General features: G+C 62.7%; 10 protein-coding genes. 2 read left to right on the forward strand and 8 right to left on the reverse strand.

What is annotated here, in order from left to right; translation table 11 throughout:
- The 8 genes from ASE85_RS20435 to ASE85_RS20470 all read right to left on the reverse strand — a co-directional run.
- On the reverse strand, positions 1-636 hold a 636-nt coding region (locus tag ASE85_RS20435; RefSeq protein ID WP_156358450.1), incomplete at its 3' end, for an alcohol dehydrogenase catalytic domain-containing protein.
- A 56-nt stretch (positions 637-692) separates the two neighbouring features.
- The gene (locus ASE85_RS20440) at positions 693-1,739 is read right to left on the reverse strand and encodes an aromatic ring-hydroxylating dioxygenase subunit alpha (protein WP_056693165.1); all 1,047 of its coding nucleotides are present in this window, start codon (positions 1,737-1,739) and stop codon (positions 693-695) included.
- A 24-nt stretch (positions 1,740-1,763) separates the two neighbouring features.
- Positions 1,764-4,205 carry a TonB-dependent receptor gene (locus tag ASE85_RS20445; protein WP_056693170.1) on the reverse strand — a complete coding sequence of 814 codons (2,442 nt, stop codon included), beginning with the start codon at positions 4,203-4,205 and terminating at the stop codon, positions 1,764-1,766.
- A gap of 46 nt (positions 4,206-4,251) precedes the next feature.
- Positions 4,252-5,295 carry an aromatic ring-hydroxylating dioxygenase subunit alpha gene (locus ASE85_RS20450; protein ID WP_056693176.1) on the reverse strand — a complete coding sequence of 348 codons (1,044 nt, stop codon included), beginning with the start codon at positions 5,293-5,295 and terminating at the stop codon, positions 4,252-4,254.
- A gap of 18 nt (positions 5,296-5,313) precedes the next feature.
- On the reverse strand, positions 5,314-6,513 hold the full coding sequence (locus ASE85_RS20455) for a cytochrome P450 (RefSeq protein ID WP_235523657.1): 1,200 nt from the start codon (positions 6,511-6,513) through the stop codon (positions 5,314-5,316).
- A gap of 5 nt (positions 6,514-6,518) precedes the next feature.
- Positions 6,519-8,138, reverse strand: a complete 1,620-nt coding sequence (locus ASE85_RS20460; protein WP_056693180.1) for an FAD-binding oxidoreductase — start codon at positions 8,136-8,138, stop codon at positions 6,519-6,521.
- On the reverse strand, positions 8,135-8,422 hold the full coding sequence (locus ASE85_RS20465; RefSeq protein WP_056693183.1) for a c-type cytochrome: 288 nt from the start codon (positions 8,420-8,422) through the stop codon (positions 8,135-8,137). The genes ASE85_RS20460 and ASE85_RS20465 overlap by 4 nt, the downstream gene beginning before the upstream one ends.
- Before the next feature lie 177 nt (positions 8,423-8,599).
- The gene (locus ASE85_RS20470; RefSeq protein ID WP_056693185.1) at positions 8,600-9,250 is read right to left on the reverse strand and encodes a TetR/AcrR family transcriptional regulator; all 651 of its coding nucleotides are present in this window, start codon (positions 9,248-9,250) and stop codon (positions 8,600-8,602) included.
- A gap of 429 nt (positions 9,251-9,679) precedes the next feature.
- Between ASE85_RS20470 and ASE85_RS20475 the strand changes: the two genes are divergently transcribed.
- A complete protein-coding gene (locus tag ASE85_RS20475) occupies positions 9,680-11,983 on the forward strand; it encodes a putative bifunctional diguanylate cyclase/phosphodiesterase (RefSeq protein WP_056693189.1) in 2,304 nt (767 codons plus the stop codon).
- Between the two features lie 143 nt (positions 11,984-12,126).
- Positions 12,127-14,415, forward strand: a complete 2,289-nt coding sequence (locus ASE85_RS20480; protein ID WP_056693191.1) for a TonB-dependent receptor — start codon at positions 12,127-12,129, stop codon at positions 14,413-14,415.
- Positions 14,416-14,435 lie beyond the last annotated feature (20 nt).

Here is a 14,435-nt window from a genome sequence, read left to right on the forward strand (position 1 = left end):
GGCGATCCTGGCCGCCATGATCGCGGCCATGCCGACGGTTCCCGCGCCCCAGATCGCGATCGGCAGTCCGGCGCGCACCTTCATCGCCCGCAGCACCGCSCCCGCGCCGGTCATCAGCCCGCAGCCGATCGGCGCGAGGATGTCGAGCGGCACGTCGTCCATGCTGTCGGGCACGCGGACGACATTGCGTTCATGGGCGATGGCATGGGTGGCAAAGGCGGACTGGCCGAAGAAATGGCCGTTCATCGGCACGCCGTCATGGAACAGCGTGGGGCTGCCATCGGCACGGACGCCGGACCAGTTATGCTGGACGAAGGCATAGCAATAGGTTGGCGCATCGACCGTGCAACTGGGGCACTGGCCRCAGGAGTTGAAGCTCATCACCACGCGGTCGCCGGGCCGGACGGCGGTGACGGCGCTGCCGACCGCCTCGACGATCCCGGCGCCTTCATGGCCCAGGACGATCGGCAGCGGGACCGGCAGTTGCGCGTCGCGCACGGCCAGATCGGTATGGCAGATGCCGCAGGCTACGATCCGCACCCGCACCTCGTCCGGCCGGATATCGTCCAGCCGGACCGCCCCGATCACGAACGGCTGGCCCGGCCCGCGGCAGATGGCCGCTCTGGCAATCGTCATGAAGCGATTCTCCTATGGGGGTATGTCAGGATCAAGGGTGAATTCGACTGGGTCGGCTATGATGGTGGTGCCGTGGGACAATCCTGGCTCTTCATCAGTCGCTGGAAAATTGTGATGGCGCGGTCGGCGGTCGCGGGCCTGGGCAAGCGTGTCGGGTCGGCGTCTATGATGCGCTGCTGAGCCTCGATCATCAGCTTGTCCTCGCGAAAGGCGAGCGTCGCGGTGTCGATCATCACTTGCGCGATCGCATCGTCGCCGAACCGCGATCCTGGCCCCCAGCTATAATAATAGCGCGACGTTCGCTCGCCAGTCGGCACCACCGCCTGACTGGTGAAATTGTCGAACAGGATGACCTGGCCGTCGCCCGGCGCCTCCCCGTTGCAAGCCTGCGCGGTGCCGGCCGGATAGATCGCCGTGTAGAGCAGGAACACACCGGGCAGCACGAAATCATAGCTGGTCCAGATATCGACCCGGTCATGGTGCGCGGCCTCACCCAGAGGCGGGATTGGCGGCGAATCCGCGATCCAGCGCGACGATCGCACGCCTTCGGCGATGCGCTCTATTCTGGGCCGGTTGCGGGACCAGGCTGCATCCGCGCCAAAGCTGGCGGCGTGGACATAGGCCAGATGGGTAAGGTCCAGCAGATTGTCGTTGATGAGTTGATAGTTGGCATCATAATCGAGCTGCCCGGTCTTCAATATCCAGTCAGGATCGTCCAGCGCCTTGGACGAAGCAATGCGCGATGGATCGGCCCGGTCGGGATCGCCCATCCAGACCCAGACCCAGCTATTCTTCTCACATACCGGATAGGTGCGGACACAGGTGCCCGGCGGCACGACATCCTGTCCCGGTATCTGGCGGCACTGCCCTCCTGTCTCGAACAGGAAGCCATGATAGAGGCAGCGGATCGCGTCACCCTCGATCCGGCCCATGGACAGGGGCGCGAGCCGATGGGCGCAACGATCCTCCAGCGCGACCGGCACGCCATCTTCGCGCCGGTAGAGGACGACCGGCTCCCCCAGCAGCATTCGCTGGACCGGCGTGCGGCCGATGTCATGGCTCCAGCCGGCGACATACCAGCAGTTGCGGACAAGAGTGGACATGGCGCGCGCTCCTCCCCCCGGCGATCAATATTTGATGCTGACGGTGGCGTAATATTCGCGCGGCCGCGAATAGGTGACGGTGGTGGCACCCACGGCATCGACCTGCGTGCCGGTGACGATATAGCGCTCGTCGGTCAGGTTGAGCACGCCCAGCTTGACTTCCAGCAATTCGTCGCTGCGGGTCCAGCGCAGCGAAGCGTTGGCAATATTCTGCGGCCGGGTGATGAGCGCCGGGGTATTGACCGCGTCGCGCGCCATGCGGCTTTTGTAGCTATAGTCGCCATGCACCGTGACCTTGCCGTCCGCCGTATCGAACAGATCGACGTCCGCACCGATGAAGGCAGTCCATTTGGGCGTATTCACGAAATGGTCGTCTGTGCCGAAGGTGACGCCGGGATCGAGTTCCGTATAGCGCGCATCGATAAAGCCGATGCTGCCATTCAGGCGGATTTCAGGGATTGGACGGGCGACCATTTCCAATTCCACGCCGTCAATCTTGGCCTTGCCCGCATTCTGGATGAAGGGAGATATGCCGCGCACCACCGTAATCTGGAGATTCTTGTAATCGGTATGGAAGGCGGCGAGGTTGAGTTGCAGGCGGCGATCGAGAAACTGCGTCTTCGCGCCGATTTCATAGGTGTCGGCCCGTTCGGGGTCGAAGCGCGGGGCGACATTGCCGGGGGTCGGGATCGACAGGCGGGTGGTGTAGCCGCCCGATTTGAAGCCCTGCGCGAAGGAGCCGTAGAGCATGATGTCGCGCGTGACCTTATATTCCGCGCCCAGCCGCACCGAGAAATTATCATAACTGTCGCGCCGCTCGCCCAGCGGATAGAGGCGCGTCGGGTCGGTCGGGTCGGGCAACTGGTCGGGCGTAAACAGACCCAGCTTGAGCAGCGACAGGTTGAGATCGGACTGGCCCGCAGAGAAGCGCTTCTTGTCCTTCGTATAGCGCGCGCCCAATGTCAGGCTGAACTGGTCGGTCAGGCCGATATTATTGTGGGTATAGACGGCATAGGATCTATTGTCGTTGCGGTAGGGGCCGTAAAATTGCCCCAGCCCTTCGGACAGATAGGCATTTTCCAGATTCTGGTTCTTTTCCCGGAAATAATAGAGGCCGAAGACGGATTTCAGCCGGTCGTCGAACGCTTCGATATTGAATTGCAATTCCTGCGAGAATTGCTTTTCGCGCAGCCGCGCCAGGGTAGAGGCGATCATCATGGGCGCGCCGTCGATGTCGTTGGCGAGGTCCGCCCTGACCTCGCGATAGCCGGTGATCGATTTCAGCGCGACATGGTCGGTCAGTTCGACATCGATCTGGCCCGTCAGGCCCCATGTCTTGACCATCGATCGATTGGCGCCGTTGGCGTAGGTGGTGTCGATATCGTCGGTGATATATTGATCGCCGAATGTCAGGCGCGGCGGATTATTCGTGAAATTATAGCCCGCCAGCCCCGGCAACGTTGCGCCACCCGGCACGCCGCCGCCGCGTGGTCCGCAGATCGGCGCGAGGAAGGCGAGTGGTCCGCCGGTCCCGAACAGCGCCGGCGGCGCGCTGATGCAACTGTTGTACACGGCGGCGTAAGTCGGCGCGGCGGCCATGGCGTTGGTGTCGGTCGCGACCAGCGACACGGCACCAGCCTCTTCGTCCGCTTTCGAATAGTCGGCGGCGAGGCGCAGCGTCAGGCCATCGCTCGGCTGCCATTTCAGCTTGCCGCGAAAGGTGTAGGTATCCGTCCCGCCACGGCGGTTCGACGTGTTCCGGGGGATGATGTTGAGATTATATTCGTCCGTCACCGCGGTATCGCCGGGGAAAGGAATGATCTTCTGATAGCCTTTCTGGCTCTTGGTGGTGAAGCTGACCTGCGAAAAAAGCGTATCGCCCAGCGGTATATCGACCGTGCCGCGCAGGTCGAAACGGTCGCGACTGCCATAGGTGGCTTCCGCCCGGACGCCGAACCTGTTTGCAGGATCGCGGGTCACGACGGAAATGGCACCGCCGATGGTATTGCGGCCGAACAAGGTGCCCTGCGGCCCTTTCAGCACCTCGATCCGTTCCACATCGAGCAGGTCGACATTGGCGCCGATCGAGCGGGCGAGGATGACGCCATCGAGATAGATGCCGACGCCCGGCTCAAGGCTGGAGGATACGTCATTCTGCCCAATGCCGCGAATGAAGCCGGTCAGGATCTGCGACGAGGAAAAGATCGGCGCGCTTGAATCCAACTGCACGTTCGGAGCGAGTTTCGACAGGTCCGCTACCGAGTTGATATTCTGGTTCTTCAGCCCTTCGGCGGTGACTGCGGTGATCGCGATCGGCACGTCCTGCACGTTTTCCGCCCGCTTCTGCGCCGTGACGATGATCTCTGCGATACCGTTGCTGCTGTCCTGGGCTTGCACCGGCGCGACAGCCAATAACGGCAGCGCGACGGATGTCAGGATGGTGGAAGTCGATAGCTTGCTCTTCATGGTCCTACTCCCCTGCAATTTTCTTGGATATCGGCAGTCTTGAAATTCAGTCGGCCCGGCTTTCCAGGTCCATCATGCGCTGGAGGATGCGGCGGCCTTCCACGGTCGTCGTATCGCTGCGGATCATCAGTTCGGGCAGCAATTGTTCGCTGCGCAGGATGATCTTCTCTATTTCCTCGGTGGCGAAGATATCTTCGTCCAGAACCGGCCACAGCGCCTGTTTCAGCGCGTCGACCTGCGGTTCGCTGGTGCCGCCCAGCGCGAAGAAATAGTTGGTTTCGTGCCGGGTCGCGGGCGTCACGGCATGAAAGACCTTGGCGCTGTTGATACATTCGCCGGCCCGCTCGTCATGGTCGGCGACGACGAACATATCGTCCAGTCCGGCATGGAAGCCCGGCGCGAAGAACGTCATCGCCGACACCCGATCGACCTTGCCGTCATAGTGGCCCGCCGCAGCCATCAGGGGCGGACAGTCGGCGCCCTGCATCTCCCGGCGACTGCGGATCATGCGATCGCCGACCTGCCGCTCTTCCGGCGCGCTGGCATTTTCGCTGGTGCCGATGCTGGTGCCGTGGAGATAGCCCAGATGGGTGAGATCCAGCAGATTGTCGTTGAGCAATTGGTAGCGGCCCTTGACCGATACGAAGCGGAACGGCTTGTAGATATAGCCCGGCGCGCCGAACCCCATATCCGCTTCGCTCGGCAGCAGGCTCTCATCCGCCTTGTCCGGGTCGCCCGGCCAGATGAAGGCCCATAGCCCGCGTTCGACCAGCGGATAGGACGGGATGCGGTAGACGGACGGGACGCTCGACTGGCTCGGCACCTTGCTGCACCACCCATCCGGGCCGAAGGTGAAGCCATGATAGCCGCATTGGATCGAATCCCCGATCCGCATGGATTCGCCCAACGGGAAATAGCGGTGCGGGCAGCGGCCACCGACCGCGACGGCGGTGCCATCCTGCTTGCGATAGAGGACGACCGGTTCGCCCACTATCCAGCGGGACAGCAGGCTGACGCCGATTTCCTCGCTGAAGGCCGCGACATACCAGGCGTTGCGCGGGGCGAAACTGCCTTGCTTGAATGGATACATGATCTGCTTCCCCCTGTCTCAGGCCGGGATCGCGCGGGCGGGAAGCCGCCGAAATGCGCGGGATATGTTGTTGAGCGCGCGGTCGGGTGGTCCGACGATTGCGAAGCGGGCGACGCGCTGCGCCAGGGCGGTGAAGACGGCCGTGAGTTCCATCCGTGCCAGACCTTGTCCGGCGCAGCCATGCGGGCCATGGCCGAAGCCCAGATTCTGCTTCTCGCGCCGGTCGATACAGAAGGTGTCGGGTTGCTCGAACTGGCGCTCGTCCCGATTGGCACTGGCATAGGAGAGGATGACCCGCGCGCCTTGCGGCAGGATCGTACCGTCGGACAGCGCGACCTCCCCCGTCGTCACCCGCGCAAAATTCTGAAGCGGGGTTTCCATCCGCACGATCTCGTTCGCCGCGCCCATGGCCAGGCGTGGATCGGCGCGCAGCTTTGCCCATTCCGCCGGGTATTGGGCAAAGAACCAGATGCCCGCCGCCATCGCGCTGATCGTGGTTTCGAACGCGGCGACGACATAGCCTGCGAGCATCCCGATCGCGGTGTCGCGGCTGATATCGCCACGATGCGCCGCCGCGATCAGCTTTGCCGCAAAGCCACCGGGCGTGACACGGTTCTGGTCGTAGATATCGGCCAGCAGCGCCATCATTTCCTGCAAGCGGGTGAGGCCCATGTCCATCCGCGCGTTGGCGGGGCCTGCCGCGTTCCATGATCCCTCGGCAAGGCGCAGCAGTTGTGGGCGGACATCTTCCGGCCAGCCGATCAGGTCCATGACCACGCCCACCGGCAGGTCATGGGCCAGATCGACCACCGCGTCGAACTCGCCCTTTGCCACGATCCGATCGGCCAGGGCATCGGCGCGTGCGGCGATCGTATCGGCCACCGGCTTGAGCGCGACGGGACCAAGCGCCTCCATGATGAGGCGTCGTCGTTCCGTGTGGATCGGCGGGTCCTGACAGATCAGCGCTTCGTCCCAGGCGGCGTTGATGATCGGGTTCAGGCCGATGCCCTGATCCGACGAGAAACTGCGCCAGTCGTTGAGCGCCGCGCGCACATCGGCATAGCGGCCGATGAAATATGCCCCGGTCCGTTCCAGCCATACCGCAGACCCCATGTCGCGCAACGTGCTGTATCCAGGCCACGGATCGAGCAGGGTCGCGTCGTCGAACAGGTCGATTGCGCTGGCTGGCGGCCGGCCGACATGGATTTCCATATCCATCGCGCTCACCTTATGCCTTGCTTGCCGGGGGACAGGATGTGATTGGGGTCCAGCGCCTGCTTGATCCGCGCATTGAGGTCACGGTTCGCCTCGCCATATTGCTGCGCCACCAGATCCATGGTGTTGACGCCGGTGCGATAGCTGGCCCAGCCGCGCCCGCCGAAGCGGGTGATCATCTCGCGGATGCAGTCGTCCGCCTTCTTCTCTTCGTCCGGGTCGGACTTGTCGTAGAGGATGAAGATCAGGTGATGTAGTTCACGCCCGCCGATCGCATAGGCGACCGAATAGTCGAGGCCATATTTGCCCAATATCTCCTGCGCCAGATCGGTCTGCTGGCTGGTCTCCTCGCCCTTGGCCGGCGCGACCGGGGCGAAGCAGCACATGCCGCCGCCGCGCCAGCGCATGATGCCCTTTTCTTCCAGCGTCATCTGGCCGCTCATCAGATTCTTGTGATGTTCGAACCAGAGGTTGCCGCCCATTTCCTTTTCGGTCAGCACTTCGCCACCCGATGCCTCGAAGGCGCGGCGCACGATCGGCTCGACAGCAGCGATGATCTCGTCGGTGCCATAGAGCGCGAAATAGGTGTTCCACATGCCCAGACCCTTGGTCTTGGCAAAGTCGCGGATCACCGTATCGGGGACCGATTCCGGCTTGTCCCAGATCTCCTCGCGGCGATGGAACATGGCGAGTTGATAGGCTGCGCCCATCATCAGCACCACATTGGGGATGAGGTTGCTCATGCGGAACGGGCGCATGGCCTCGACAATCTTGGCGACGTCCGCCATTTCGCCATGGCGCACCATGAACGGCTTGAAGGCGGGCGGCTTGGGCATCAGCCAGAAACCCAATTTGGTCACGACGCCGAAATTGGACTGGGTGAAGATGCCGTCGACATAGGGACCATAGCCCCATTTGAACGCCTGCCAAGTGGTCGAATTCTTGACCGATCCCATGCCGGTGCGCACGATCGTGCCGTCGGCCAGCACCACTTCCATGCCGCATTGCATGAAGAAATGATCGCCATAGGGCGTGTAGCCCACACCCCGCTCCAGCGTGTTGCCCAGCGGCGACACGATCGGCCCCACGGTCGGTACGTCGATCCAGTAGGGCAGGTCATGTTCGACCAGATAGTCGTGCATATCTTGATAGGTGACACCCGGTTCGACCAGCGCCGTGCCCAGGTCCGGGTCGATCGCGATGATCTTGTTCATGCGCTTGAGGTCCAGAATCATCTGGCCGCTGCTGGCGGGGGTGGCGCAGCCATAGCCCATATTTTTGCCGGTGGAGACAGTCCACAGCGGCAGTTTATACCTGTTCGCGACCTTGAGCACCGCCTGCACCTCCTCGACAGAGGCGGGCGCGACCGCACCGCTCGGCACATGCTCGTGGAGCGGGTCGGGGGTGAAGCTCTTGAGATAGGGCAAGGTGCTGTCGGCGTCGGCAAAGACCCAGTCGGCGCCGACAACGGCCCGCAATTCGGCGACCGCCGCCGCGAACGCGCCCTTGTCGAGCTGTGCCGGCAACATGCGCGCGCTGTCGAGCGGAGAGGCGTTCGCCCCGGCTGCAAAAGCCGCAGCGCCGGCCGCGCCGGTGCGGATCAGATCACGTCTGCTCAAACCGCTCATTGCTCATGCTCCTTGGGATCGGCCCTGGACGCATGGAGCCATTGGGCGAGCGCCTTGAGTTCCTGATCGGAAATCTCGGTCTGGCGGAAGGCCGGCATGGCGGCTGGACCCGTGCGCACGAACTGGACAACCGCCTCGGGCGGAATAGCGCGGCCCCGGATGACCGGCGCGACATGCTGCCCGTGGCAATAGCCGCAGGTCGACGCATAGATTTTTTCCGGCGATCGTGGTTTCGGCGCGGCGCTGATGACAGGGCCGCAGGCGATGGCCGTCAAGCCCGCCAAGACGCAAATTCCCCCTGTCCGTGCGCCGCTATGGCGCCGGAGCCTTTCCCAGCCAGACATCCCACTCTCCCAAAGCTGCCGGACTATGCCCGGTCATGCAGCAACATCAATCCGACAGTTTGTCAGATTGATGTTGGGAATATCAGAATCATACAAAGTGTCAACTTTGTAATTGGATCAGTCGGAAAAGACGAGGGCGGGCAGTGGCCGGCCGGAAATCTCGACGGCATCGCTGCGGCTGACGCCCAGGCTCATCAGGATGCTCTGGACGATCTGTACCGGATATTCCGGGCCATGGTCTTCCCGCACCATGGAGGAGATGGCGGCGATGGTGGTGCCCAGGATCGAGTCGCGCCCGATCGCGCTGCACGGGACGGTCAGCAGCCCCGCCTCTATCCCTTCCACCACGGTCAATTCGGCCTGACGGAATGTTTCGGCGCCGAAAATCACGCCATTGGCACTGAGGTTGATCATCGACCATCCCCAGCGCGCATCCTCCGGCACCTTGTTGAGATAGAAGCGGATCGCGGCGGCGGCTTTCTCGCGCGGATCGGAGAGGCGCGACACGGTCCGCGTCACCGCGGTCAGAAAATCATGCGTCACTTCATAGGTCACGGCCTCACGCAGTTCGGGCATGCCGGTGAAATGATCATAAAAGGTCGCGCGGGTAATCTCCGCGCGCTTGGCGATTTCCTCGATACGGGCATAGAGGCCGCTCTCGTCGCCGAACGTGTCAAAGGCCGCCGCTACGATTTTCGCACGGGTTTTGGCGCGGCGAACTCTGCCGATTTCGAGGCGTCGCTCCTGATCCGTTACGAGCTTCGTCATATCTTTCCTCAATGCCGTGGACCTCGTCCATAGGTCCGGCATGACTCCGATGCAATTTTCGCGACCAGCAAGTTGGGCGACGACCAGTCTCAGGCGGCTCCGACGGTCAGCCAGGGATAGCCTTTCAGTCGCTCCGCACCTGTCCACTTTCGGTCTGGTCGCACCCGCGCGCAACTCGCCCGCCGGCAAAGTGGCGCTAAGGCTCTGCATCGCGCCCGATGCGGGAGCCAAACATGTGCGCATGGCGGTGCAGCCGAACAAGGCAGGCCATGATGATGGTGCAGGAAGAAGGTTACGCAGTTAGGTTATTGAAAACTAATATCTTATAAGATGCGCGCATCCCACAGGTGCCGCCGGCTCCTGACCGGGCGGAATCCATCTCCGCCGCCCCGCCTCTTGATGGTTGGGCGAGGGAGCGATCAAGTGAGTATGCGCGTGCTGCCGTTACCGTTCATCAGGCTCATCAGCTGGCTTCTCGATACGAAGACCAAGGTACCGGCGGCCATCGCGGACCAGTTGAAAAATGGCCTGTTTTCCTCGCTACCCATCTTCCTGGGCGGTGTGCTGAACGCGACGGCGGTCGCGACCATCGCCGTCTTGCGCCATCTCGCCCCGCCCTTCATCGGCTGGCTCCTGTTCGAAATCGGCCTGGGGCTGGTGCGGATGGCGGTGCTTATATATGGGAAGCGGCTGATCGCCGCCGGGCGCGTACCGCCTCGATCCCTGTCGGCCTTCCTGTCCTGCCTGTGGGCCTTGTCGGTGGGGATCGGCACCTCGCTCTGCATCCTGTCGGGCGACTGGATATTGGCTGTGATCGCCTGCCTGTCGGCCGCCGCGATGGTATGTGGCATCTGCCTGCGCAATTTCGGTACGCCGCGTCTGGCCGCGGCCATGGTCTTTCTGACGCTGGGGCCATGCGCCGTCGCCGGCAGCCTGACCAGCGAGCCGGTCCTGCCCGTCATCAGTGTCCAGCTTCCGATCTTCATGCTGACGATCTTCTCCGCCTCCTTCGCGCTGCACAGGATGCTTGTGTCGTGGATGACGGCGCTCAGCGACCTGGAGCGCAGCGAATCGCTGACGGAGACGATCCTGCGGTCCAGCCCCGACCATATGCTGATCCTGGAGGAGGATTATCGCATCTGCTATTATAACCGGGAAGGGGAGGAGGGCGTCGTGGCTGGCCTCGTCGGCCGGAACTGGCTGGACGAAATCGCCGAGGAATATGGGGATGCCGCCCGCAGCGCGCTCGATCAGGCGAAAACCGGACGACCCGCCAACCTCGCCCTCAGCCTGCTCCATGGCCAGGACAAGCGGCGCTGGTTCGACATCGCGATCAACCGGACATCGGATGCCTCCGGTCGCCTGATCGTCGTCGCGCGGGACATTACCCACCAGAAGAAGTCGGAGGAGAAGGCGGTCTGGATGGCGCAGCATGATGCGCTGACCGGCCTGCCCAATCGTGCCCTGCTGCAACATCATCTGGACGAGACATTGGCCAATGTCGGACCGGCGATGGAGGCGGCGATGCTGATCGTCGACGTCGACAATTTCAAGACGGTCAATGATTCGGTCGGCCATGATGGCGGCGACGCGCTGCTTTGCGCCTTTGCCGAACGGTTGAAAGCATCCGTAGCGCCGGGCGATCTGGTCGCCCGTACCGGCGGCGACGAATTTGCGCTGGTCATCGCCGCCAGTTCGGCTGAGGCGGTGGAACGGGTCGCGCAGACCATCTTCGACCAGTTGCGGGTGCCGATCGACCATGGCGGCCGGCTGCTGGAATGCGGCGCCAGCATCGGCGCCAGCTTCATTCCCCGCGACGGCACCACCCGGTCGGAAATCATGAAGGCGGCCGATATTGCCCTTTACGCTGCGAAGGCCGCCGGCCGTGCCCGGATGCGCATTTTCGACCCCGGCATGATGGCGGAGGTCGAACAGCATCAGACCATGATCGCGCGTGCGCGTCAGGCGCTGACCCACGACATGGTCATGCCCTATTATCAGCCCAAGGTCGACCTGCGCACCACGCAGGTCATCGGCTTTGAAGCGCTGCTTCGCTGGAGGGATCGCAGCGGCCAGTTGCGATCGCCGGACATGGTGAAGGCGGCGTTCGAGGATCCGGCACTCGGCTCCCTGCTGAGCGAGCGGATGTTGCATAAGGTGCTGGACGATATCCACAACTGGACCCGGACCGGCGTGCCCATCGGCCATGTCGCCATCAATGTCGCAGGCGCGGATTTTCGGCATGGCGGCTTTGCCGACAAGGTGATCGCCAATCTGGCAGCCAGGGGCCTTCCATCCTCCTGCATCCAGATCGAGGTCACGGAAAATGTGTTCCTGGGCCATGGCGCGGGGGAGGTGGAGCGTGAACTGCGCATGCTCAGCGAACAGGGCATCCGCATCGCGCTCGACGATTTTGGCACAGGCTATGCCTCCCTGTCGCATCTGACACAGTTTCCGGTCAATCTGCTGAAGATCGACCGATCCTTCATCAAGCGCATCGGCACCAGCGCGGATGCGGAGGCGATCACGGCGACGGTGGTCAATCTTGGCCATTGCCTGGGGCTGGAGATCGTAGCCGAAGGGATAGAGACGGCCGGGCAGGAGGCATATCTGCGCAATATCGCCTGCGATATCGGACAGGGTTTCCTCTATTCCCACGCCATCGCCGCCTGCGATGTCGAAGCCTATATCGCCGGATTCGGCGTCACAGATCCGATCGCACTCGCCAGTTGAACCCGGTCCGGCACAGGGCCGGCAGACCGTATATATGACATTGAAATATATTAACTTTCATCGACATGTCATCTGTTAGCCTCCAGCAGGTCACATCTGTTGGGCAGCGGCGTCCCCATCCAGTTCAATCGGGGGTTCGCACCATGACACGCCGTTTCCAAATCCTTTCCATGCTGCTCGCCAGCAGTGCCGCCATCCCGGCCATGGCCCAGACCGCTGCACCGGAAGGCGATAGCGCGGGTGCGGGTGAACAGATCATCGTCACCGCCCAGAAGATCGAGCAGCGCGCGATGGACGTGCCGATCACCATCTCCGCCGTCAGTGGCAAGCGGATGGCGGAAATCGGCGTCTCCGACCTGGACGAGCTGTCCAACTATATTCCCGGCCTCAATATTCAGGAACAGAGCGCCAACAATCCCGGAATCGTCATTCGCGGCATCACGTCGGACAGCGGATCGGCGCAGCAGGCGCCGCGCGTCACCCTCTATTATAATGGCGTCGACATTTCCCGCTCGCGTGGCTCCTATCAGGATATCTACGATATGGAGCGGATCGAGGTGATCAAGGGGCCGCAGGCGACCCTGTTCGGCACCGCCTCGGCGGTCGGCGCGATCAGCATGATTTCCGCCCGGCCCAAGCCCGGCTTCTCAGCCGAACTGAACGCCGGTTATGGCAATTATGATTCCAAATTGCTGAGCGGTTTCGTCAATGGCGGGTCGGACAAGGTGGCTGGTCGCATCGCCTTCGCCTGGAAGAAGCGGGACGGCTATGTGAAGAACCTGTCCGCGACGCAGGACGATCTCTATGCGCGCGACCAGCTTGGCGTGCGCGGCTCGCTGCGCCTGAAGCCGACCGAAAGCTTCACCGCCGACCTGATCCTGACCTATGATCGCCAGCGCAATTCGGGCACGCCTTTCGTTTCGCTCGCGCTGCCGACGTCCGAAGGGCCGGGCAATCCCTTCGGCTCGGCGAACCTCAGCGGCTCGCCCCTATCGGCGTCCGTGCTGGGCGGCAAAAAGTTGGGCCTGCATCGCGACGTCTATGACGCGAACCTGACCTTCGCGTGGGACATTGCCGACGACTGGACGCTCACGATGGTCAACGGCTATCGCCAGTTCGACAGCAACGAACTGTTCGACGCGGACGGGTCTGCCGCCTGGTATCTGGAATTTGGCGAGGAAGCGAAGGGCTGGCAGGCCAGCCATGAAACCCGCTTCTCCTATGCCGGCGATCATTTCCGCGGTTCGTTCGGCTGGAACGCTTTCCGCGAAAAGAACCACCAGCGCGTGCCCTTCTCGACCGAGGAAGGCACCTATATCCAGTGCGCCACACGCCTGATCCCCGGCCTCGCCTGTATTGCGGCGGACGGCACCGTCACCGCATCGCAGGCGACCGCCATCCTCACCAACGGCGCCGCGACCGTCATTCCCTACAGCTCGGTTTATGAAAATCAGGGCAAGAACGACAGCTATTCGATGTTCGCCGACGGCACCTGGCTTGCCAGCCCGTCGCTGGAGCTGACCGCCGGCATCCGCGCCCTCATCGAAAAGCGCCGATCGGGCTATGTCACGACCGTACCCAATTCCGTGCTGAGCGGCGCGCCGCTGATCCCCGGTCAGATCAACACCAACGGCCGCGTGTTGCGGACCCAGGGCAGCTTCGCCGCCTTCCTGCCACGCTTCAACATCCTCTATCGCTTCTCGCCGGAACTGAACGGCTTCGCCACCGTGTCGAAGGGCCGCCGGTCGCCGACGGTCAATCTGGATGCAACTGCGGGTGGCGCTGCGCGGATCAGCCGGATCGCGGAGGAAAATGTCTGGAACTATGAAGTCGGCCTGAAGGGCAATAGCGGCATCTTTTCCGGCTCGCTGGGCGTCTATTATCAGACATACGATAATTTCCAGGTCAGCGTCGTCGGCAGCGACGGCGTCGCCCGCACGATGAGCGCCGGCACGGCCAGCAATCTGGGTGTCGAGGCGGAAGTGGCGATCCAGCCGACCAGTTGGCTGAACATCTTCGCCAATGGCGGCTATATCGACGGGGGCATCGACGACAAGGAAGCCAATGGCCGCTTCGCCGGCGACCAGTTCCGCCTCCAGCCCAAATTTCAGGCGGCGGCCGGCTTCACCATCGACGCGCCGATCGGCAACGGCATGCGTGTCTTCGCGACGCCCAGCGTCACTTATCGCAGCAAAATCTATTTCGAAGTGCCCAACACCGAAGCGATCAGCCAGGATGGCGTGACTCTGGTCAATCTGCGCGCGGGCGTCAGCTTCGCCGACGGCCATTATGAAATTTCCGGCTTCATGCGCAACGCGACGAACAAGGACTACCTGCTCGACGCGGGCAATACCGGCGGCGCTTTCGGCATCCCGACCTACATCCCGGCCGAACCGCGCTTCTATGGCGTGCAACTCACCGGCCGGTTCTGAACCAAGCAAGGAAGGAGACA

It is taken from the genome of Sphingobium sp. Leaf26 (assembly GCF_001421665.1).
Classification (GTDB): domain Bacteria; phylum Pseudomonadota; class Alphaproteobacteria; order Sphingomonadales; family Sphingomonadaceae; genus Sphingobium.

Excerpts from the sequence above, each read along its gene's own strand:
- ASE85_RS20440 (WP_056693165.1), bottom strand. The coding sequence starts at position 1,739 with ATGTCCACTCTTGTCCGCAACTGCTGGTATGTCGCCGGCTGGAGCCAT.
- ASE85_RS20445 (WP_056693170.1), bottom strand. The coding sequence starts at position 4,205 with ATGAAGAGCAAGCTATCGACTTCCACCATCCTGACATCCGTCGCGCTG.
- ASE85_RS20450 (WP_056693176.1), bottom strand. The coding sequence starts at position 5,295 with ATGTATCCATTCAAGCAAGGCAGTTTCGCCCCGCGCAACGCCTGGTAT.
- ASE85_RS20455 (WP_235523657.1), bottom strand. The coding sequence starts at position 6,513 with ATGGATATGGAAATCCATGTCGGCCGGCCGCCAGCCAGCGCAATCGAC.
- ASE85_RS20460 (WP_056693180.1), bottom strand. The coding sequence starts at position 8,138 with ATGAGCGGTTTGAGCAGACGTGATCTGATCCGCACCGGCGCGGCCGGC.
- ASE85_RS20470 (WP_056693185.1), bottom strand. The coding sequence starts at position 9,250 with ATGACGAAGCTCGTAACGGATCAGGAGCGACGCCTCGAAATCGGCAGA.
- ASE85_RS20475 (WP_056693189.1), top strand. The coding sequence starts at position 9,680 with ATGCGCGTGCTGCCGTTACCGTTCATCAGGCTCATCAGCTGGCTTCTC.
- ASE85_RS20480 (WP_056693191.1), top strand. The coding sequence starts at position 12,127 with ATGACACGCCGTTTCCAAATCCTTTCCATGCTGCTCGCCAGCAGTGCC.